The following is a 20,387-nucleotide window of genomic DNA, read 5'->3' as shown; positions in this document are numbered from 1 at the left end:
GGCGCCCTCATGGCCCCGGGTGACTCACCCTTAAATCGACAAGACCCCAGTGCAGGGGCTAGACCAGGAAGTCAAACATGAATAATAAAATCAAATGGATAGGTGCACTTTTTCTGCTGGTGAACGGATCATGGGTATTGGCCGCCAGCCTGCCCGCGGATCTCAAGTGGGAGACCAACGACACGGACCCCGTGTTCGCCTCTCCCAAGGCGCTGCCGGGCGGCAGCCTCAACCTCTTCATCGACAGCTTTCCGCTGACGTTTCGCACCGTAGGGCCTGACTCCAACGGTTCGTTTCGCTCCTTCATCCAGGATAACCAGCTGCGGCTGATCAGCTTTCACCCCAACACCGGCAACCCCATCCCATCGCTGGCGACCCACTGGGCCATCGCGCCAGACAGCCAGACCGTCTACTTCAAGCTGGATCCGCGGGCCAAATGGTCGGACGGCAAGCCGGTCACCGCCGACGATTACACCTTCGGCTACGAGATGATGCGATCCAAGGACATCAAGGGGCCCTGGTTCAACAACTACTACACCACCGAAGTGGTGGCGGTAGAGAAGATTGATGACCACACCATTCTGGTCAAGGCGGGCAGCCGCAAAGCCAAGCTGGACCTGCTCAACACCACTGAGCTGTGGCCCCAGCCCAAGCATTACTACAAGCTCACGCCCAACTGGGTGAAGCAGTACAACTGGGCCGTGGTACCTACGACAGGTCCCTATGTGATGACTGACGTGAAGAAGGGCAAGTCTGTCACCTTCGGCAAGCAGCAGGATTGGTGGGCCAAAGACGATCGCTACAACCAGCACAGATTCAATATCGACGCCATCAAGGTGCAGGTGATCCGGGACCACAACATCGCATTTCGTCACTTCCTCAAAGGAGAACTCGATACCTTCGAGATGATCCTGCCCAACTGGTGGCATGAAAAAGCCGTGACCCCGGAATACAAGAAGGGGTACGTGCAGAAGGTGATGGCCATGACCGACACCAAACAGGGCGGTCAGGGGGTTCACCTCAATGTGGCTAACCCCAAGCTGGCGGACGTGAATGTGCGCCTCGGCATCCAACACGCCTTCAACATCGACAAGATGATCGAAACCGTGCTGCGTGGCGACTATGACAGAGCCACCACCTTTGACTCGGGCTTTGGCGAGTTCACCGACATCACACTGCCGGAGCGGGCTTACGACATCGGCAAGGCGCGTGAATACTTTGCCAAGGGCGGCTACAACAAGCCGGGGCCGGATGGCATCCTGCAAAATGACAAGGGCGAGCGGTTGACGCTGGCGCTCACCTACACCAGTCAGGAGCACTCCAAGCGACTGACCGTGCTCAGGGAAGAGGCCAAGAAGGCGGGTCTGGATCTGGAGCTTAACCTGGTGGATGGTGCCACCGGCTTCAAAGTGATGCTGGAGAAGAAACACGAGGCGGCCTGGCTTGGTTGGGGCGGCGGCGGTCTCTATCCGCAATATTGGGAGTTTTTCCACTCGGACAACGCCAACAAGCCGCAGACCAACAACCTGTTCAACGTGGCTGACAAGGAGTTGGATTCCCTGATCGATGCCTATGGCGCCGAGTTTGATACCGCCAAGCGGGCCGAGCTCTCCCGTCAGATCCAGCAGCGCATCTATGACCTCGCCATTTTCGTCCCCGGGGTGCAGCTCAACTATGTGCGGGCCAGCAGCTGGCGTCATGTGATGCTGCCCGAGGTGCCCGCCACCCAGAACACGCCGGATCTGCTCTACTGGCCCATGGATGGCTATCCCCACAGCAGTGGTGGCCTGCTCTGGCTGGATCCCAAGGTGAAGGAAGAGACCTTGAAAGCCAAGGAGGCAGGGGAGGCGCTGGCGCCCATCAACCTGCTCGACCAGACCCATGCACGTCATTGATGCCATTGAGAAGGGAGCAGCCGTTATGCCCAACACCCAGTCCCCCATCCTTGACGTACCGGATAACGGGGGGGAGTTCGCCGTTGATAACGGCCAGAACCAGGCCTCGATTCTTGAGGTAAGCAATCTCGAGGTGGAGTTTGCCGTCGATGACGGCAAGATCAAGGTGCTCGACGGGGTCAGCTTCAAGGTGGCACCGGGCCAGACGCTGGGGATCGTCGGCGAGTCCGGCTGTGGCAAGAGCGTCACCTCACTGGCCATCATGGGGCTCTTGCCCAAACCCCACGGTCAGGTGGTGGCCGGTTCTATCCGCTTTCAGGGGGAGGATCTGCTCACGCTGGCGCCGGATCAGATGTACAAGGTGCGCGGCAACCGCATCTCGATGATCTTTCAGGAGCCGATGACGGCCCTCAACCCGGTGCAGACGGTCGGTGAGCAACTGATGGAGGTATTTCGCCTCCATCGCCCCGAGTATGACAAGGCCCAGCGCAAAGCCGCTGCCATTGCCATGCTGCAGAAGGTGGGGATCCCTGAGCCTGCCCAGCGCTTTGCCGTTTACCCTCACAACCTCTCCGGCGGCATGCGCCAGCGGGTGATGATCGCCATGGCGCTCTCCTGCGAGCCGGACCTGCTTATCTGCGACGAACCGACCACGGCGCTGGATGTCACCATTCAGGCCCAGATCCTCGAACTGATGAAAGAGCTGCAAGCCCAGACCGGGATGGCCATCATCTTTATCACCCACGATCTGGGGGTGGTGGCGGAGCTGTGCGACGAAGTGGTGGTGATGTACGCCGGCCGCGCGGTGGAGCAGGCCGATGTGTTCGAGCTGTTTGACCATCCCCGTCACCCCTATACCCACGGTTTGATGAGCTCGATCCCGCGCCTGGAGGATGAGCCCAAGAGCCTGCTCAAGACCATCAAGGGGCAGGTGCCAGCCCTGCACGAAATGCCCGCTGGCTGCCGCTTCTCCAACCGCTGCCCTCACGCAACCGACCTCTGTGTCAGTGCCATTCCGGCAGTGGAACAACTAAACTCGCGTCACCATGTCGCCTGTCACTACTGGAAGGAGTTGACCGTATGAGTACCCTGTTATCGGTCAGGGACCTGAAACAGCACTTCCGGCTGGGCGGCGGGTTTCTGCGCAAGAAATATACGGTTCACGCAGTGGATGGCGTCAGCTTCGACCTGAAACAGGGGGAGACGCTGGGGCTGGTGGGTGAATCGGGTTGCGGCAAATCCACCCTCGGGCGCAGCCTGCTCAAGCTGTTCGAGCCGACCGCGGGCACCATCACCTTCGAGGGGCGTGATATCACAGCGCTCAGCCCGAAGGAGATGCGCTCCCTGCGCCAGGAGATGCAGATGGTGTTTCAGGATCCTGCAGAATCCCTCAACAGCCGCCACACCGTGGGCCAGATTTTGGAGGAGCCCTTTATCATCCACGGCAAGGGCAATGGTGAGCAGCGCCGCGTCTGGGTGCAGGAGTTGCTGGAAAAAGTGGGCCTGCCAGGCAGCGCGGTGGATCGCTATCCCCACGAGTTTTCCGGTGGTCAGCGCCAGCGCATCGGCATCGCCCGTGCCATCGCCCTCAAGCCCAAGCTGCTGGTGTGCGACGAGGCGGTGTCGGCGCTCGATGTCTCGGTGCAGTCCCAGATCGTCAACCTGCTGCTCAGCCTGCAGCGGGAGATGAACCTCTCCATCATCTTCATCGCTCACGATCTGTCGGTGGTCAAACACATCTCGGATCGGATTGCGGTGATGTATTTAGGCAGGATCGTCGAACTGGCGGAGGCCCAAGCGCTCTATCTGGCGCCACGTCACCCCTACACCCAGGCGCTGATTTCGGCCATTCCGGTGCCGGATCCACGGCGGCGCAGCCAGCGCATCCTGCTGACCGGCGATGTGCCGTCCCCTATCTCGCCGCCGAGCGGCTGCCATTTTCACCAGCGTTGCCCCTATGCCACCGAGCTGTGCCGCCATACGGCGCCAAGTCTGCAGATCTGTGACGGGACGGTTCATCAGGTAGCCTGCCACTTCCCCCTGGTTGCAGCGGAGGTTGTGCCCCTGGGAAAGGCGATATGATGCCGGTGCCCGCATCGCAACAGAGTGGCGCAGGAGACAAGCAATAAAAATGGGGCCTGTGGGCCCCATCTTCATGGTTGGAGTTCAGGTTTGGCCGTGGAAAGTCTGGCCAGGGCAGGACAGCGGCCCCGAGAGGGGATGGCTGTGGCAATCATTATGATGTGTGTAATTTTACTACGTAAGATCTGTTTTCCCGATGTATCAGGCACCGTAACGGAAGTAATACTCACGGGTTGACGGGGCGTAGGCGTCTTTCTCTACGGCGCCTTTCTTGCTGGTTGCACCCTTAAGGTGGAACAGTACTGCCAGGTTCTCAAACATATATTCACCTCATCGCTCTGTTATCTAGTTGTAGTGTGTGACTTGAGTCACAATTTGATCCTATGGCCTTATGTGAGCTGGATCAACTTTTTGTGTGGTAAATTTACATAAATCATGGAAAGGGTTTTCAAACCCAGTTTTGTTCATGGAGACGGTTTCAGAGTCATTCTGGGCAACATGGCGGGCCGAAAGTGAGCCCCTGCTGGGCAAGTGAAGGGGCTGGGCATTAAAAGGAGGCGGCACTGGTGTGCATGGATCCTGGCGATGGCGGATACCAGTGTGCAAAAAAATACCCCGCACCGGGCGGGGTATGAATCATGTCGGCAGCGGGCTCAGCCTCTTTCGCTGAAGGTCAGAGGTCGGCTCCCGCTGATGAGCCGGCAGGCTTACTTGGCCGGGATCTGTTCCAGTACATGGACCAGCAACTGCCAGAAGCGCTCGACGGCCGGGATGTGCACCTTCTCATCCGGCGAGTGTGCACCGCGTATGGTCGGGCCGAAGGAGACCATGTCCCAGTCCGGATAGGCGCTCTTGAACAGGCCGCACTCGAGGCCTGCGTGGATCACCATGACGTTGGGCATCTCGCCGAACAGGGTCTGGTAGCTGTTGCGCACCAATGCCATCACCGGGGAGTCCACGTCCGGCGCCCAGCCAGGATAGGCACCGGTGAATTCGCAGCTGGCACCGGCCAGATTGAACAGGGAGCGGGTCATCTGTTCGACGCTCTCGCGACCGGAGTCGATGAGGGAGCGGATCAGGCACTGTACATACACCTCGCCGTCGAGCGTCTTGATGACGCCGAGGTTGGTGGAGGTCTCGGTGACGCCCGGGATGGCATCGCTCATGCGAATGACACCGTTCGGGCAGGCCATGAGGGCGTCCAGCAGGCGTGCCTGCAGGTTGTCGCTCATCAGCTTGGTCGGTTTCTCATGAGCGGTGAGCAGCACGGTCAGGTTGGCTTCGGTGGCTGCCAGCTCGCTCTGGTAGATGCCGGCATAGCGGTCGACCAGGGCCTTGAATTCATTGACGTGGGCGGCGGGCACCAGCAGCTTGGCACGGGCTTCGCGCGGGATGGCGTTGCGCAGGGTGCCACCGTGGATCTCGGCCAGACGCAGGCCCAGCGGTTCGGCCGCCTTGAGCAGACGCACCAGCAGCTTGTTGGCATTGCCACGACCGCGATGGATGTCGACGCCGGAGTGACCGCCACGCAGCCCCTTCACCTGCAGTTCAAACCCTTCACCTTCGGTAGGGGCTACCAGCTCCAGCGGGAAGCGAATATTGGCATCCACGCCACCGGCGCAACCCATGTAGACCTCACCATCCTCTTCCGAGTCGGTGTTGAGCAGGATCTCGCCTTCCAGCCAGCCCGCTTCCAGCCCGAACGCGCCCGTCATACCGGTCTCTTCGTCCGTGGTCAGCAGCACTTCCAGCGGGCCATGCTTGAGGCTCTTGTCGGCCAGCACGGCCAGGCAACCGGCCATGCCCATGCCGTTGTCGGCACCGAGGGTAGTACCGCGGGCCGTCACCCAGTCACCGTCTATATAGGCATCGATAGGATCTTTGGTGAAGTCGTGGCGAGTATCGGCATTGGCCTGGGGCACCATGTCGATATGGGCCTGCAGCACCACACCCTTGCGGTTTTCCATCCCGGGGGTGGCCGGTTTCTTGATGATGATGTTGCCCACAGTGTCTTGCTTGACGGCCAGGCCTTCCCCCTGGGCCCACTCGACTATCCAGGCGCTTAAGCGGGCTTCGTGCTTGGAAGGGTGGGGAATGGAGCAGATCTGTTCGAAGAAATGCCAAATCAGTTTGGGAGAGAGAGAACTAAGCTGTGCCACGTCGGGACTCCTTACCAGCACGGAAAATGACCGGGCCCAGAGGGCCGAGGAAGAGGATAACGATAATACAGTCAATCACACAAAAATGTGATCGATCTGCGCAAATTGCGTGCGGCTTGTGCTGGTCATCGGTGTGTTCACAGGGTACAGCCGAGGTTGAGGTGACCAAGCCCGGCACACAATAAAATATGTGACTCACGTCACAAAAATATTGTATTTATGGCGCCGGCTGGTAAATTGGTGGCCGTGGTTCGCCACCCGTCAGGATGACGATGTATGCCTCCAGGGAACCGAAGCAAAGCAAGTGCGCCTCCATGGAACCGAGTGTCTGTTCAAGGATCTGAGCCCGCATAAAGGTACGTAACTTGTTAAGCAATCAGGAGTTTTACTATGTCCGGCAGCAATTCAACCTATTGGTTTGCCCAATCGCTCTACACCCAGGGTTATAGCTACCCGAATCCCTTCGCTTACCGTTAAGCCAGGGGCGCCCCGCCGGGGACAAGCAGCAAGATGCAGCAGCAGGTGAGTGAGGATGACATCCTCCCCCTGCTATTTTTTTATCTGCAACCTTCGAAAACGGATGCAGTGAAAGGTGTGCGTATGCCTGGCGCCGGGCTGGATTGCAGGGGGGGTGCTCCGTTTTTTCCTGCATTTCGCATACGTTTGCCAGTCAATTTATCTGTAAACGATGCTATCATGCCGGCCCAACAGCCTGTCTGCGGTCTTTGCTCCAAACGACATGGCCGCCAGCTATGCCCATCCTGCTTTCATAGAATCTGTTTTTGCTGCCGAGGTACCAGCCCTGAGGCAGCCAAAGTGCAAGCCGAATTCGGGAAGCAGGGGCGCCAGAATTGACCGAATCGCGTGTGTCAGCACGGATTTTATGTCTTAAGTGATTGTTTTTATAACTCGTTGAGATCGATAGTATGCCAAAAAAGTTTTATGTGTCGTGGGATAACCTGCAACGTGAAGCGCGCCGTCTGGCCCGTCGTCAACTGCCTGTCAGCCAGTGGAAAGGGATCATAGCTGTCAGCCGTGGTGGTCTGGTCCCGGCCGCGCTGATGGCTCGCGAACTTGGCATCCGTAATGTCGAAACCCTGTGCATCTCCAGCTACGACCACAACAACCAGCGTGATCTGATGGTGGTCAAGGCTGCCACCACGGCGGGTGATGGTGAAGGCTGGTTGGTGGTGGACGATCTGGTGGACACTGGTGGCACCGCCAAGGCGATCCGCGAACTCTATCCAAAGGCCAAGTTCATCACCATCTTCGCCAAGCCCATGGGCGAGCCGCTGGTGGATGACTTCGAGGTCGCCATTCCGCAAGATACCTGGATTGAGCAGCCATGGGACATGGCGCTGGAATTTGCCCAGCCGATCTGCGACGAAGAATAACAGCTTCACAGGGCTCCTATTTGGAGCCCTGTTTTTTTGCGCTGCAACTGGCTGCCAGAGGGGAAACGTGGTTAAGATGGAGCCATTGCCTGACAGTATGAGTAATCACCTTGGACTTGAACGACGACCTTAACCTGACCGAGAAGCTTTTTACCCGGGTCAAGAAGGTGCTGGAGACCTCCGAGATCTCCAACAGCAGCCCGGTGGAAGAGCAAGATGCCAATCTGGACGAGACCTTTATCGATGGCGCTATGTCATCGCGCTGGTATCGTCTGCTGCGCCGGCCAACCTGGGTCTGGCAGGGGGCGGATCCGGTCGAGATGGAACAGACGCTGGCTTGCATCGCCATGGGAAAAGGGGAACGCACCCACGAACGTTACCTGGATACCATCAAGGGTTATGTGTCCGGTAACTGGGTCTACGAGTGGAGCCAGCTGGCCGGTCGTTATTTCAAACAGGGCCGTGCGCTGGTGGAGCAGGGTGACTCGGCGGCCGCCCTGAAAGATCTGCTCAGGGCAGTGCGTTACTACTCCATCGCCAGTTATCCCCATCTGAAGAATGACGAGCTGGCGGATCAGGCCCAGCTGCTCGGCAACATGGCCTACCGCGAGGCGGGCCGCCTGTTCAAGGTACCCCTCAAAGAGATACAGGTGCCATTTCGCGGCAAGAGCATTCAAGGCTACCTTCATCTGCCGACCACGGACAAACCCGTCCCCCTGGTCATCGTCAGCGGCGGCATCGACTCGCTGCAGGTCGATTTCCTCAACCTCTATCTCAAATGCCTGGAGCCCAACGGCATCGGCATGCTATCGCTGGATATGCCGGGCATTGGCTATGCCGAGCACTGGCCGCTAGTGCAAGACACCAGTCGGCTGCATCAGGCTGTATTGAATCACTTGTCAGAGGTGGCCTGGGTCGATCATGAGCGTATCGCCATGGTGGGCTTTCGTCTGGCAGGCAATGTGGCGGCGCGGTTGGCCTTCATCGAGCCGTTCAAGCTCAAGACAGTGGTCTGCATAGGGGCGGGTGTCAATCAGGTGTTCACCAATGAGGAGATGTTCGCCCGCTGCCCACGCATGATGCGCGACGAGCTGGCGAATCGCCTTGGGGCCGACGCGGCCCAGTGGGAGTCGTTGCGTACCAAGTGCCAGGTCTTTTCCCTCAAGACGCAAGGATTGTTGGGGACTCACACTTCCGTGCCGATATTAAGCATCGGACACAAGAAAGATTTCATTTGTCCCGAGCAGGATGTACGGGCATTGGCGTCCGCTAGCCGCAATGGCAAGGCGGTGGTGTTTGATAAGCAGCCTTTGCAGGAGGTATATGACGAGGCGTTGAAAGAGATGGCCAAGTGGCTTAAAAAATATCTATGTACATGATATAGCGTTAAAAATAACGTCATCCCAGGATGATATGGCTTGTTCACAGGGAGGTTAACATGTCAGAAAAAGTGACTTACAAGCGATTGCTGAGGCAGTTTGCTGCGATTGGCCCCTATTTACGCGAAGATCTGTGTGAAGAGGGGCGTTACCGTTTCGACTGTCTCTCCGTCTGCGTCAGCGCCAAACCGGCGCCGGACAAGCGGGAGTTCTGGGGGTGGTGGTTGGTGCTGGAGCAGCAGGATCACAGCTTCAGTTATCACTATCAGGTCGGTTTCTACAATGCGGAAGGGGTCTGGATCAACAAGCCAATCCCGAAGAAGCATCAGGTGGAAGTCGAGCGCACCCTCAACCGCTTCTACAAGCTCATCAGTGACAAGCTCACCTTGCTGGAGTGTCGGCTGGTCCCTGCCGAGCAGGTGACCAATGAGCTGGCTGTCACCGCCGCCTGATGTGCTGATGCCCTGCGAGGGTTGTATTCACTCGCAGGGCCATCTGGTCCCACCGTCTGCGGTTACCCATTTATCTCTTCAAGCCTGCCGCTTCTCGCCACAGGGCAAGCTTCCTTCGTCCACGCAGCGCTTGCGGGCTTAATTGCCTTGCAGGGCAACAGGGCCGTGGGTATAAAGGGATTCCTTACTTTTCAGCCTTCTTGCTCCCATGGAAAACAGAACCATAGTCGTCAAACTGGGCACCAGCGTGCTCACCGGGGGATCTTCCCAGCTTAACCGTGCCCACATGGTGGAGCTGGTCAGGCAGTGTGCGGCCCTGCACCGTCACGGCCACAGAGTCGTGGTGGTCACCTCGGGTGCCATCGCCGCCGGGCGTGAACATCTGGGCCACCCTCCGCTGGCGCCGACCCTGCCCAACAAGCAGATGCTGGCGGCGGTTGGCCAGACCCAGCTCATTCGGGTGTGGCAGGATCTGTTCAACCTCTATGGGCTGCATATTGGCCAGATGTTGCTGACCCGCGCCGATCTGGAAGACCGCGAGCGTTACCTCAATGCCCGGGATACCCTGCGCACCCTGCTCGATCACCGCATCATTCCCGTCATCAACGAGAACGATGCCGTGGCGACTGCCGAGATCAAGGTGGGTGACAACGACAACCTCTCCGCCCGCGCCGCCATTCTGGCCGATGCCGATCTCTTGATCCTGCTGACCGATCAAACCGGCTTGTTCACCGCTGATCCGCGCAGCAACCCGGATGCCCAGCTGATCGAGGAGGTGCAGACCATAGATGACACCCTGCGCAAGTTGGCGGGGGGCAGTGTCGGTGGTCTTGGCACGGGTGGCATGGCGACCAAGCTGCAGGCGGCCGACGTGGCGCGCCGGGCCGGGGTCAAGGTGGTGATCGCCACCGGCCAGATGCCGGAGGTGATAGGTCGTCTCGCCAGGGGTGAGCGTATTGGCACCTTGTTCCCGGCGCTGGCCTCACCGCTGGAAGGGCGCAAGAGCTGGATTTTGGCCGGCCCGCCCCCCCATGGTGAGGTTCGGGTGGATCAGGGCGCCGTGGCTGCCATGCAGGAGAAGGGCTCCAGCCTGCTGCCCAAGGGCATAGTCTCAGTGAAGGGAGATTTCGTGCGCGGCGACGTGGTGCGTATTATCGATCCCAAGGGCGTCGAGCTGGCCCGTGGCATCTGCCGGTACGACCATCTGGAGCTGGAGAAGCTGCGGGGTGTTCACTCGGATCAGATAGAACAGATATTGGGCTACGGCTATGGTGCCGTGGCCATTCACCGGGATGACATGGTGCTGCTCTGATTGGGCGGCATCGGCATGAATAAAAGGGAACTGAGATGAGTCTGGAGAAAATGGGGCAGGCGGCCCGCGAAGCCGCCTATCAGCTGGCGACCATCAGCACGGCGCAGAAAAACCGGGCGCTGGCCGCCATTGCCGACGAGCTGGAGGCGCGAAGCCGCCAGATCCTGGCTGCCAACGACAAGGACATAGCGGCCGGCCGAGAGGCCGGATTGTCGGATGCCATGCTGGATCGTTTGCTGCTCAACCCGGACCGGCTGGCGGGGATAGTGGCGGATGTGCGCAAGGTGATCACCCTGGATGATCCGGTCGGTGCCGAAATCGACAGCCGGGTGCTGGAGAACGGCCTGCGCCTCTCGCGTCGTCGGGTGCCGATTGGTGTCATTGGCGTCATCTACGAGGCCCGCCCCAACGTCACCATCGACATCGCCAGCCTCTGCCTCAAGACAGGCAACGCCAGCATACTGCGCGGCGGGCGCGAGACCTTCCACTCCAATCTGGAGCTGGTGCGGGTGATCCAGCGTGCGCTAGCCGCCTCAGGTCTGCCTGCCGAGGCGGTACAGTACATCGACAATCCGGATCGGGCGCTGGTGGGCGAGCTGCTGCGTCTCGATCGCTACGTGGACATGATCATCCCCCGTGGTGGTGCCGGGCTGCACAAGATGTGCAAGGAGAACAGCTCCATCCCCGTCATCATCGGCGGCTTTGGCATCAGCCATGTTTTCGTGGACGAGAGCGCCGATCTGGTACGCTCATTGGCGGTCATCGACAATGCCAAGGTGCAGCGCCCCTCCGCCTGCAATGCGCTCGACACCCTGTTGGTACATGAAAACGTGGCCGCAGCCTTGCTGCCGCAGCTGGTCAGCCTGATGAACGAGCGCAAGGTGGCCCTGGTGGCCGCCCCCAGCGCCATGGCACTGCTGGCTGGCGCCGACAACCTGCGCGAGGCTGGTCTGGACGATTTTGACACCGAATGGCTGGGGTTGACCCTGGGGATCCGGCTGGTGGCGGACGTGAACGAGGCGCTGGCCCACATGCGCGAGCATAACGCCGGTCACTCGGATGCCATCCTCACCAACGACCTGAGCAATGCCGAGCGGTTCGTCAATGGCGCCGGTTCGGCCGCTGTTTACGTCAATGCCTCCACCCGCTTCACCGATGGTGGCCAGTTCGGCCTGGGTGCCGAGGTGGCGGTCTCGACCCAGATGTTGCACGCCCGTGGCCCCATGGGGTTGACCGAACTGACCAGCTACAAGTGGGTGGGATTGGCTGACTATCTGATCCGTGCCTGAGTACGTTGCCAACACCTGCTGGAATCATGCCGACTCAGGTCGGCATTTTTATGCTCTTTTCTTGCGACTCATCAGAGGCTTGCATATAACTATCCAGCAGGGTGTGGCGATACGTTACACGCTGCACTACCAACAAAAACGGGAGCAGATTCAAGGATGAAGCAAACAGATAGGATTGTGCGGCTAGGATGGCTCTGGTTGAGCTTGCCGCTGCTGCTGGGGGCGCTCTGTTTCAGCACCAGCAGCCACGCCAGCTGGGATCAGGATCTCTATCGCCAGCTGGGGTTGGCAGGCAAGCTCGACCATCAGGTGTTTCGCAAGGCCATCAACAGTTATCAGAGCGTGCGCCACAAGCGCAAACCCATACTCACCATCATCGACTACAGCAAACCCTCGACCCAGCGTCGGCTGTTCGTGATCGACCTGAAGCGTCACAAACTGCTCTACCACACCTGGGTCAGCCACGGTCGCAACTCGGGCGAGCTGGCGGCCCGCCAGTTTTCCAACCAGCTCAATTCCATGCAGAGTTCCCTCGGCGTCTATCGTACCGCCGAGACCTATCAGGGCAAGCATGGCTATTCGCTGCGCCTCGATGGCTTGAGCCCGGGCAAGAACAGCAATGCCCGCAAACGTGCCATCGTGGTGCACGGAGCCGACTATGCCAGTCCGCGGCATCTGCGCAAATATGACAAGCTGGGTCGCAGCTGGGGTTGTCCCGCGCTGCCCAAGGAGCTGTCCAGGGCCATCATAGACATCATTAAGGGGGGAAGCGTCATCTATGCCCACGGCTGAGGTGCGCCCCCACATGAGTAAGGCCAGCACGAGTGCTGGCCTTACTGTTACTTGTTGCGCGGTGACGGGCCGAGCGTTAACGCACGACCAGCACGGGGCAGGGGGCGTGACGCACCACGGACTCGGCGACGCTGCCCACCAGCAGGTGGCTGAGGCCGGAACGGCCATGGCTGCCCATGACCACAAGATCGACCTTTTCCTCTTTCGCCTGAATGACGATCTCGTCTGCGGCACGGCCGAAGCGCACCTCGAAGGTGGCGGGAATGGGCAGGCTGGCGACCAGCTCTTTCAGCTGGGTCTTGGCCTGGCGTTCCATCTCGTGGGTGATCTCGATGGCGGTCATGTGCAGGATCTTGTAGCTGTCGAAACCATGCAGTTGATCCACCACATGGACCAACTTGAGTTCCGCTTGATGGCTTTGGGCCATGAACACCGCATAGTCGAGCACTGACTGCGACATCTGGGAAAAATCGACGGGGCAGAGCAGGGTTTTGATGGATGACATATGAAGACTCCCCTATGGTTGGGTTACTAATGAATCTTATTTTCAATGATACCCATTAAGAGGGTTATAACCCTCGACTGGCTCTCAAAACTGGGAAAAAGAGGTGATTCAGCGCCAGATCTTCTTATGATGTGGTATGGCTTGGGTACATTCATCGCGCGGGTTGATCCGTTGGATGAAGACATCGGCACCGAGGAAATGGTTAAACATGGTTCGTCTGCTGTTTGCATTGCTGTTTCTTCTGTTTTCCCTGCCCGGTCGGGCCGATCCCCTGCATGTCTATTGCGATGACTGGCCCGGTTTCTGCCTACCGGATGGACGGGGCGTCTATCTGGATATCGTCAGGGCTATCTATCAGCCCCATGGCTATGAGGTGATCCCGCACATAGTGCCCTACAAACGGGCGCTGGCGGTGGTAGCGCAGAAGGGGGGAGACATGGCGATGGGGGTTTATCGGGATGAAGTCAGCGGCGTACGCCAGCCGGATTATCCCGCCTCGGCCGACGATCTGACCGTGCTGATGCTCAAGAAGTGGCAGCCCCAATGGCTCGGCGAGACCAGTCTGGAAGGAGAGGGGGTGCTGTGGCTGCGAGGCTGGGCCTTTGACAAGTACATCCCGGTCAACATGCGCTGGCACGAGATCGACAGCCACGACATGGCGCTGCAACTGCTGGCCAAGGAGCGCTACCGCTACTACCTGACCGCCGGTGTGCTCTACTCGGCCGACGCCATCCCTGCCAACATGAATCGTACCTTCCTGCGCTGGATCCCGACCTACCCCATCTTTGCTGATACCGAACGGGGGGGGCACCTGCAACAGGTCTGGGATCATGGCATGGTGCGGCTGATCAGGAATGGTACCCTGGCCGAGATCTACCGCCGTTACCAGCTTCATGATTACTATCGAGGTTTTATCAATGAGCTGGAACAAAGGGTTGAGCCAGACGATAACTGATGCTCTGTAGAAGGAAGAGAAGCAACGCGTTCTTTGGTCGATAGAAAGATAGATCCATCGAACACCCAGAGAGATAAGGTGCAAGTGCCCCTACCATCAGCCGCCAACGGCCGCAGCGATATAGCTTCTACTGGCAGTGGTGCATCGGGTGACCCCCACAGCAAAATCGGCAAAAATGAGGGAACAGATAAACACGTTTACTCTGCTCGCTCGGCCCCGGCCCGTATGCGTTTGGCCAAGCGGTCATACAGGATCACGTTGACCGAGGCCGCCAGGTTCATGCAGCCTTGCGTCGGCACATAGATCACGTCCTTCACCGAGCCATATCGGGCAGGATCCAGGGTGCCATCCTCGGGGCCGAAGATATAGAAGGCCTGTTCGGGGTGCACATAATCCGGCAGCGGTGTGGCGCCCTCGATCAGATCCACCACCACGGGGACGCACCCGGCCGGGACTATCTCCATGAGATCATCGACCCCGAGCAGGGGTATCTTGTCCACCATCTGCTTGGTATCCGTGGCAAAACGGCGCGCCAGCTCGAAGCGATTGCCCGTGTAGTAGACCTCGTCAGCCCCATAGCAACCGGCTGCGCGCATCACAGCCCCCACGTTTTCCGGTGACTTGGGATTGACCAGTCCGATGCAACAATAGCCCGGTGCCTCCTGCATTGGTGACCGTGTATCGGCCTGCTCTGCGCAGCTATAACCTGACTCTTTCATCTTGTTCTCCTCTGTGGCGGCCGCATTATAAGCGGCAGTCGCCCGCCCGCACATGAAAAGTGGCGTGCAGATATGAGAAATCCGTTGCAGCCTGTTGCTGATTTTTTGTGCGCAAACCGACAGTTTTTGCACGCGGTGATGGTGGGAAAACGTTTTTCATAAATAATGGACAAACGTTTGCAATTGGATGTTTGTCTATGACTGAGCGTGAACAAGAGATCCTCGCCCTGCTGCGCCAGGATCCCATGATTGCCCAGCAGGAGCTGGCGGATCGCCTCGGCATCAGTCGCTCGGCGCTGGCGAGTCACATCTCCAGCCTGATGCGCCAGGGCTATGTGCAGGGGCGTGGCTATGTGCTGCGGGAAGGCCCCTACGCCGTGGTGATTGGCGGCGCCAACATGGATATCTGCGGCTGTAGTCATGACAACTTGCGTATCGGCGACTCTAACCCCGGCAAGGTGCGTACCTCCGCCGGCGGGGTGGGGCGCAACATCGCCGAGAACCTGGCGCGGCTTGGTACCGACACCCGGCTGCTGAGCGCAGTGGGCAACGATCAATACGGTCATCATCTGCTGGAAGTGAGCCAGCGTGCTGGCGTCGACGTGCGTCAGGTGCTGGTGCTGGAGGGGCAGGCAACCTCCTGTTACCTCAGCCTGCACGATGGCAGCGGCGAGATGAGCTGCGCCGTCAACGACATGGCGATCATCGATCAACTGACACCAGCCCGGCTCACCCCGCTCACCGGTTTCCTCGGGGCGGCGCGGCTATGGGTGCTCGACACCAACCTCGCCACCCATACCCTCGATTGGCTGTTCGAGCGTCAGGGGGAGCACATCATCTTCGTCGACACCGTCTCGGTGGCCAAGGTGGAGAAGATCCGCCCATGGCTGCACAGGATCCACACCCTCAAACCCAACCGCAGCGAGGCCGAGCAGCTGTGCGGTTTCACCATCGCCGGGCCAGATACCTGGCCCATGGCAGCGGCCTGGTTCCACCGCGCCGGGGTGCAGAGGTTATTCCTGAGTCTCGGCGATCAGGGGATTTTCTATAGCGACGGGGAGTGCCAGGGCCATCTGCCCGTGCTCGGCAGTCCGGTCGTCAACGTGACCGGCGGTGGCGATGCCTTTATGGCGGGGCTGGCCTATGCCTGGTTACAGGAGAGCGACATGACCGATACCACCCGTTTCGCCCTCGGTTGCGCCGCCCTCACCGTCAATTGTTCCGATACCGTCTTTTCCGGCCTTTCCAAGGCCGCTGTTGAACGCATGCTGGAGGAGTACCCATGTTGAACGCTTACCTCGATATCCAACCTGACGTCGCTGCGGCCCTGGCCGCCGGCAAACCTGTCGTTGCCCTGGAGTCCACCATCATCTCCCACGGCATGCCCTACCCCCAGAACGTGGAGACGGCGCGCCAGGTAGAGCAGGTGGTGCGCGACAACGGCGCCGTGCCGGCCACTATTGCCATCCTGGATGGCCGCCTCAAAGTGGGGCTGGATGCGGGGGCGCTGGAGGCGCTGGGTCGGGCCGGTCATGCCGCCACCAAGTGCAGCCGACGGGATATCCCCTTTGTGCTGGCGAACAAGGGGCTGGGCGCGACCACGGTCGCCTCCACCATGATCATCGCCGCCATGGCCGGCATTCGGGTGTTTGCCACCGGCGGCATCGGCGGCGTGCATCGCGGTGCTCAGGAGACCTTCGACATCTCGGCTGATCTGCAGGAGTTTGCCCAGACGCCGGTGGCCGTAGTCTGCGCCGGCGCCAAGTCGATCCTCGACATCGGTCTGACGCTGGAGTATCTGGAGACCCAGGGTGTGCCCGTTATCGGCTATCAGACTGATGAGCTGCCCGCCTTCTACACCCGCGAGAGCGGCTTCAAGGTGGATTACCGGTTGGAGAGTCCGGCAGCGATCGCCGAGGCGCTGCGCCTTAAGTGGGAGCTGGGACTGGCCGGTGGCGCCGTGGTCACCAACCCGATCCCGACCCAGTTTGCCATGCCCAAGGCCGACATAGACGCCGCGATCAAACAGGCGCTGCGCGAAGCGGACGAGCAGGGGGTCAAGGGCAAGGCGTCCACCCCCTTCCTGCTGGCCCGGGTGTGCGAGCTGACCGGCGGTAATTCGCTGGCAGCCAACATCCAGCTGGTGCTGAACAACGCCGCGCTGGGGGCGCGCATCGCCGCCAGTCTGTAAATAAAGTCCATGAACGAAAAGAGGGTCAATCGACCCTCTTTTCGTTGCAACTCAGCCATGGCATCCGCCGATCACTGCAACACCAGCCGACCATGCAGCGGCTGCACGGGTCTGTTGTTGGGGTGGTGCATCACCGCCTTGAAGGCATCGATCTGGGCCTGGCTCACCTGCACCGGTTGCTTCATCACCAGCCAGCGCACCCCTTCCGAGCAGGGCGGGGTGGTCAGCGAACCGCTGAAGCGGTAGTAATCACGCTTGGTGGGCAGCAGCTGATCCGCCGATAGCGGCGTTGCCAGCGATCGGCTGTCGCCCGCCTTCGCCGGCAACGGCTGCCAGGCCTGGTTCAGCGCCGGGTTGGCGTGGCCCGGCACGAACATCACGGCCACCACCGCCAGCTCCCCCTTGGCATTGGCGTGCACCAGGTGCCCCTCCAGAGGGTAGGATTTGCCTTTGATGAGGTTTTCACTGGGGGCGTGGAAGTGGAACTGCTTGAGCTCGAAGGCCATGCCGTCGAGCTGCAGTGTGCTGCCCGGGGCATAGCTGACCTGTATTGTGTGGCCGGTGTTGGTGACGCTCTGGCCGCCCGCCCGGTAGTGAAACTGCAGCGGGGCCAGCTTGGCCTCTACCAGATCATCGAGGTTGATTGGCGACTGGTTGCTGCCCGCACACTGGCCAAATTCGGGAGTCAGCTTGGCCCATTGTGCCGGGCCGGCCTCGCCACTGTATTCCCAGTGTACGGTGGCGGCAAAGGCGGTGGGACACAGCAACAGGGCACCGGCCAATAGGGACTTTCTCATCATACATCCTTATTTTGCTTGAAAAGCACAGCCATCCGTTTCTTTGGTAAGTGAAGAAACAACAGATGGCATTATCTGAAATGCGAGAGACGGAGTGTCAGACACAGATTGTTTGTTATTAACAGCCGTATTTCTGATCATATTTATGATGTATTTAATATGAATCTATTCAGCAGTCAGCCACGCCTGCATATTGAACAATCGCTTTATTCAATAACAGCAATCTAATTAATTGGCTGTCATCGTAGATGAATTAGCTCATAATTTACTCATCAAAAATCAGCTCTTTTTTGCCTCGCAAGTCCCCGCCACTGGTTCGCCTAAAATATATTAATCGATTGTTTTTAATGTGATTTTATTGGGTCTCATTTGATCTTGAGCAAATAATAATCAGGCTTTCCCGGTCAGGCTGATGCTGCAGTTATGCACAGTCACAAGGGAGAGAGAAAATGAATAAATATTGTCTTCTGCTGGCGCTGGGTCTGCCCGGGATGGGGTGGGCGAGCGAACCGGTACAACCGGTAGAGGTACCCAAGGTGGCATCGCCGGAAAAAGTCGAGCTGGGCAAGATGCTGTTCTTCGAGCCGCGGCTCTCCAAATCCAATGCCATCTCCTGCAACTCCTGCCATAACCTGGCTACCGGCGGGGTGGACAACCAGGTCAGCTCCCTTGGCCACAAGTGGAAGGAGGGGCCGATCAACTCGCCCACCGTGCTCAACGCCAGCCTCAACTTCGTGCAGTTTTGGGACGGTCGCGCCAAGGATCTGCAGGCGCAGGCGGCGGGCCCCATCGAGAATCCGCTGGAGATGGCCTTCAGCCACAAGCTGGCGGTCGAGACATTGCACACCCTGCCCGAATATCGCACCCGTTTCGGCGCCGTTTACGGCAAGGCGGACTTCGGCATTGATGAGGTCACAGACGCCATCGCCGCCTTCGAAGAGACCCTGGTTACCCCCAACGCGCCGTTCGATCGCTGGTTGAAGGGAGACGGCAAGGCGCTGACGGCACAGCAGTTGAAGGGCTATCAGCTGTTCAAGGAGAAGGGCTGTACCGCCTGCCACAACGGCGTGGCCATCGGTGGCAACTCCTATCAGAAGATGGGGCTGGTCAAGCCGTTCAAGACCGACAATCCGGCCCAGGGGCGCGGTGGCGTGACGGGCGAGAAGCAGTTCATCGGCTGGTTCAAGGTGCCGACCCTGCGCAACATAGAGCTGACCTACCCTTACTTCCACGACGGGTCTGTGTGGGATTTGAAGGAGGCGGTGCGGATAATGGCCGATATCCAGCTGGGCCAGGCGCTGAGCGAGCAGGAGGCCGACGACATGACAGCCTACCTCAAGAGCCTGACCGGTGAGCAGCCGCAGATAGTGCTGCCGCTCCTGCCGCCCTCCCAACCTGATACTCCCAGGCCTCAGGTCAAGAGCTGAGCGGGTCGTGAGTCTGAATTCAAGCGGGGCTGAGGTCCCGCTTTTTCATGGCTCTATCTATCTGATAACAAAGCCAAAGTGTGGTAATCAGCATAATGACAAGGGGATGACAATCCCCCAGCTGGCGACGGGGATTTCACCGATTTGCAGCCCTCTTCACAATTTCAACACGCTCATAATCTGTTCGATTGCCTAACTCATCCGACCTGGTGTCAAATCACTCCGCCTAATACAAGGAGTGGCATAATAATGAATAATATCAATAAATTAGTTCTGGCTATCGGATTCACTCTCACCACCTTCCCGACCCTGGCGGCGGGCTTCCAGTGCAAGGACCACGTCAAGCTCGGGGTCCCCAGCCAATCCAGTCAGCTGTTGTGTCGGGACGGTTACGCCGCAGGTTACAACTATGACACCAAGGTCTCTGACTGGGTCTCCTATCGGATGACGGCGACCAGCGCCCAGGGGCCGGTACCGCGCAAGGACGCCTTCGCCGAAGACAGGGAGGTGCCGGTGCAGTACCGCGCCACCCTGGCGGACTACAAGGGCTCGGGTTATGACCGCGGCCATCAGGCCCCCGCGGCGGACATGCGCTCCACCGCCACCACCATGAAGCAGAGCTTCCTGCTGACCAACATGACTCCGCAGTTGCCGGCGCTCAATCAGGGGGCCTGGCGCATTCTGGAGGAGAAGACCCGCCAGTGGGCCATTGCCTATCAGGATGTTCAGGTGATCACAGGCCCCATCTTCACCAACTCCGATGGCGCTATCGGCAACGGTGTGACTGTGCCCCACGCCTACTATCGGGTGGTGATGGACGTGGCCAACCAGAAGGCGATCGCCTTTGTCCTGCCGCAGCAGAACGTGTCGGCCAGCCGGCTTGCGGATTACATAGTGACTGTGGATGCGGTGGAGGAGCTGACAGGGCTCGATTTCTTCGCCGAACTGCCGGATGAGCAGGAAGAGGCCATGGAATCCCGGCTGATGGCCATGTGGAGCAATTGATCCACCCCTATGACAACAGGGGCCTGGACCCCTG

General features: G+C 59.3%; 18 protein-coding genes. 14 read left to right on the top strand and 4 right to left on the bottom strand.

What is annotated here, in order from left to right:
* The first annotated feature begins 77 nt into the window (after window positions 1-77).
* From BN1129_RS08115 to BN1129_RS08105, 3 genes are read left to right on the top strand one after another with little or no spacing between them, the layout of a single operon-like run.
* Window positions 78-1,895 (top strand): extracellular solute-binding protein, encoded by a 1,818-nt coding sequence (locus tag BN1129_RS08115; protein WP_042035763.1) that lies wholly within the window; start codon window positions 78-80, stop codon window positions 1,893-1,895.
* A gap of 25 nt (window positions 1,896-1,920) precedes the next feature.
* Window positions 1,921-2,979 carry an ABC transporter ATP-binding protein gene (locus BN1129_RS08110; RefSeq protein WP_042035761.1) on the top strand — a complete coding sequence of 353 codons (1,059 nt, stop codon included), beginning with the start codon at window positions 1,921-1,923 and terminating at the stop codon, window positions 2,977-2,979.
* Entirely contained in the window at window positions 2,976-3,977 is a 1,002-nt protein-coding gene (locus tag BN1129_RS08105; RefSeq protein WP_042035760.1) for an ABC transporter ATP-binding protein, read from the top strand. The genes BN1129_RS08110 and BN1129_RS08105 overlap by 4 nt, the downstream gene beginning before the upstream one ends.
* A 707-nt stretch (window positions 3,978-4,684) precedes the next feature.
* On the opposite strand, the gene BN1129_RS08100 is transcribed toward BN1129_RS08105, so the two are convergent.
* Entirely contained in the window at window positions 4,685-6,136 is a 1,452-nt protein-coding gene (locus BN1129_RS08100; RefSeq protein ID WP_042035758.1) for an aminoacyl-histidine dipeptidase, read from the bottom strand.
* A gap of 926 nt (window positions 6,137-7,062) precedes the next feature.
* Between BN1129_RS08100 and gpt the strand changes: the two genes are divergently transcribed.
* The 6 genes from gpt (at window position 7,063) to BN1129_RS08070 (ending at window position 12,754) form a co-directional block, all read left to right on the top strand.
* Window positions 7,063-7,530 carry a xanthine phosphoribosyltransferase gene (gene gpt, locus BN1129_RS08095; protein ID WP_042035757.1) on the top strand — a complete coding sequence of 156 codons (468 nt, stop codon included), beginning with the start codon at window positions 7,063-7,065 and terminating at the stop codon, window positions 7,528-7,530.
* Window positions 7,531-7,640: 110 nt separating this feature from the next.
* The gene (frsA, locus tag BN1129_RS08090; protein WP_042035755.1) at window positions 7,641-8,909 is read left to right on the top strand and encodes an esterase FrsA; all 1,269 of its coding nucleotides are present in this window, start codon (window positions 7,641-7,643) and stop codon (window positions 8,907-8,909) included.
* A gap of 59 nt (window positions 8,910-8,968) precedes the next feature.
* The gene (gene crl, locus BN1129_RS08085) at window positions 8,969-9,361 is read left to right on the top strand and encodes a sigma factor-binding protein Crl (RefSeq protein ID WP_042035754.1); all 393 of its coding nucleotides are present in this window, start codon (window positions 8,969-8,971) and stop codon (window positions 9,359-9,361) included.
* Window positions 9,362-9,569: 208 nt separating this feature from the next.
* A complete protein-coding gene (gene proB, locus BN1129_RS08080) occupies window positions 9,570-10,673 on the top strand; it encodes a glutamate 5-kinase (RefSeq protein WP_042035752.1) in 1,104 nt (367 codons plus the stop codon).
* A gap of 35 nt (window positions 10,674-10,708) precedes the next feature.
* On the top strand, window positions 10,709-11,962 hold the full coding sequence (locus BN1129_RS08075) for a glutamate-5-semialdehyde dehydrogenase (protein WP_042035751.1): 1,254 nt from the start codon (window positions 10,709-10,711) through the stop codon (window positions 11,960-11,962).
* 156 nt (window positions 11,963-12,118) lie between these two features.
* Entirely contained in the window at window positions 12,119-12,754 is a 636-nt protein-coding gene (locus BN1129_RS08070) for a murein L,D-transpeptidase catalytic domain family protein (protein WP_042035750.1), read from the top strand.
* Window positions 12,755-12,830: 76 nt separating this feature from the next.
* Here the strand turns inward: BN1129_RS08070 and BN1129_RS08065 are convergent, their stop codons facing one another.
* Window positions 12,831-13,259 carry a universal stress protein gene (locus BN1129_RS08065; RefSeq protein WP_042035749.1) on the bottom strand — a complete coding sequence of 143 codons (429 nt, stop codon included), beginning with the start codon at window positions 13,257-13,259 and terminating at the stop codon, window positions 12,831-12,833.
* A 208-nt stretch (window positions 13,260-13,467) separates the two neighbouring features.
* Here BN1129_RS08065 and BN1129_RS08060 point away from each other — a divergent pair, with 208 nt between their 5' ends.
* Window positions 13,468-14,214, top strand: coding sequence for a type 2 periplasmic-binding domain-containing protein (locus BN1129_RS08060; protein ID WP_042035748.1), 747 nt, complete (start codon window positions 13,468-13,470; stop codon window positions 14,212-14,214).
* Window positions 14,215-14,411: 197 nt separating this feature from the next.
* On the opposite strand, the gene BN1129_RS08055 is transcribed toward BN1129_RS08060, so the two are convergent.
* On the bottom strand, window positions 14,412-14,882 hold the full coding sequence (locus BN1129_RS08055) for an RNA methyltransferase (RefSeq protein ID WP_209418491.1): 471 nt from the start codon (window positions 14,880-14,882) through the stop codon (window positions 14,412-14,414).
* Window positions 14,883-15,130: 248 nt separating this feature from the next.
* Between BN1129_RS08055 and BN1129_RS08050 the strand changes: the two genes are divergently transcribed.
* The gene (locus tag BN1129_RS08050) at window positions 15,131-16,222 is read left to right on the top strand and encodes a PfkB family carbohydrate kinase (RefSeq protein WP_042035746.1); all 1,092 of its coding nucleotides are present in this window, start codon (window positions 15,131-15,133) and stop codon (window positions 16,220-16,222) included.
* Entirely contained in the window at window positions 16,216-17,124 is a 909-nt protein-coding gene (locus BN1129_RS08045) for a pseudouridine-5'-phosphate glycosidase (RefSeq protein ID WP_042035745.1), read from the top strand. Before BN1129_RS08050 ends, BN1129_RS08045 begins: the two co-directional genes overlap by 7 nt.
* A 71-nt stretch (window positions 17,125-17,195) precedes the next feature.
* On the opposite strand, the gene BN1129_RS08040 is transcribed toward BN1129_RS08045, so the two are convergent.
* Entirely contained in the window at window positions 17,196-17,921 is a 726-nt protein-coding gene (locus BN1129_RS08040; protein ID WP_042035744.1) for a carbonic anhydrase, read from the bottom strand.
* A gap of 449 nt (window positions 17,922-18,370) precedes the next feature.
* Here BN1129_RS08040 and BN1129_RS08035 point away from each other — a divergent pair, with 449 nt between their 5' ends.
* Together BN1129_RS08035 and BN1129_RS08030 are read left to right on the top strand one after the other, a co-directional pair.
* Window positions 18,371-19,348: a cytochrome-c peroxidase gene (locus BN1129_RS08035; RefSeq protein ID WP_042035743.1), complete on the top strand. Its 978-nt coding sequence runs from the start codon at window positions 18,371-18,373 to the stop codon at window positions 19,346-19,348.
* A gap of 249 nt (window positions 19,349-19,597) precedes the next feature.
* The gene (locus BN1129_RS08030; RefSeq protein ID WP_042035741.1) at window positions 19,598-20,353 is read left to right on the top strand and encodes a DNA/RNA non-specific endonuclease; all 756 of its coding nucleotides are present in this window, start codon (window positions 19,598-19,600) and stop codon (window positions 20,351-20,353) included.
* The last annotated feature ends 34 nt before the right edge of the window (window positions 20,354-20,387 follow it).

Source organism: Aeromonas popoffii (genome assembly GCF_000820025.1).
GTDB classification, from domain to species: Bacteria; Pseudomonadota; Gammaproteobacteria; order Enterobacterales; family Aeromonadaceae; genus Aeromonas; species Aeromonas popoffii.
This window is presented reverse-complemented; position numbering and strand designations above follow the sequence as displayed.

Excerpts from the sequence above, each read along its gene's own strand:
- BN1129_RS08115 (WP_042035763.1), top strand. The coding sequence starts at position 78 with ATGAATAATAAAATCAAATGGATAGGTGCACTTTTTCTGCTGGTGAAC.
- BN1129_RS08110 (WP_042035761.1), top strand. The coding sequence starts at position 1,921 with ATGCCCAACACCCAGTCCCCCATCCTTGACGTACCGGATAACGGGGGG.
- BN1129_RS08105 (WP_042035760.1), top strand. The coding sequence starts at position 2,976 with ATGAGTACCCTGTTATCGGTCAGGGACCTGAAACAGCACTTCCGGCTG.
- gpt (WP_042035757.1), top strand. The coding sequence starts at position 7,063 with ATGCCAAAAAAGTTTTATGTGTCGTGGGATAACCTGCAACGTGAAGCG.
- crl (WP_042035754.1), top strand. The coding sequence starts at position 8,969 with ATGTCAGAAAAAGTGACTTACAAGCGATTGCTGAGGCAGTTTGCTGCG.
- proB (WP_042035752.1), top strand. The coding sequence starts at position 9,570 with ATGGAAAACAGAACCATAGTCGTCAAACTGGGCACCAGCGTGCTCACC.
- BN1129_RS08075 (WP_042035751.1), top strand. The coding sequence starts at position 10,709 with ATGAGTCTGGAGAAAATGGGGCAGGCGGCCCGCGAAGCCGCCTATCAG.
- BN1129_RS08070 (WP_042035750.1), top strand. The coding sequence starts at position 12,119 with ATGAAGCAAACAGATAGGATTGTGCGGCTAGGATGGCTCTGGTTGAGC.
- BN1129_RS08065 (WP_042035749.1), bottom strand. The coding sequence starts at position 13,259 with ATGTCATCCATCAAAACCCTGCTCTGCCCCGTCGATTTTTCCCAGATG.
- BN1129_RS08060 (WP_042035748.1), top strand. The coding sequence starts at position 13,468 with ATGGTTCGTCTGCTGTTTGCATTGCTGTTTCTTCTGTTTTCCCTGCCC.
- BN1129_RS08055 (WP_209418491.1), bottom strand. The coding sequence starts at position 14,882 with ATGCAGGAGGCACCGGGCTATTGTTGCATCGGACTGGTCAATCCCAAG.
- BN1129_RS08050 (WP_042035746.1), top strand. The coding sequence starts at position 15,131 with ATGACTGAGCGTGAACAAGAGATCCTCGCCCTGCTGCGCCAGGATCCC.
- BN1129_RS08045 (WP_042035745.1), top strand. The coding sequence starts at position 16,216 with ATGTTGAACGCTTACCTCGATATCCAACCTGACGTCGCTGCGGCCCTG.
- BN1129_RS08040 (WP_042035744.1), bottom strand. The coding sequence starts at position 17,921 with ATGAGAAAGTCCCTATTGGCCGGTGCCCTGTTGCTGTGTCCCACCGCC.
- BN1129_RS08035 (WP_042035743.1), top strand. The coding sequence starts at position 18,371 with ATGAATAAATATTGTCTTCTGCTGGCGCTGGGTCTGCCCGGGATGGGG.
- BN1129_RS08030 (WP_042035741.1), top strand. The coding sequence starts at position 19,598 with ATGAATAATATCAATAAATTAGTTCTGGCTATCGGATTCACTCTCACC.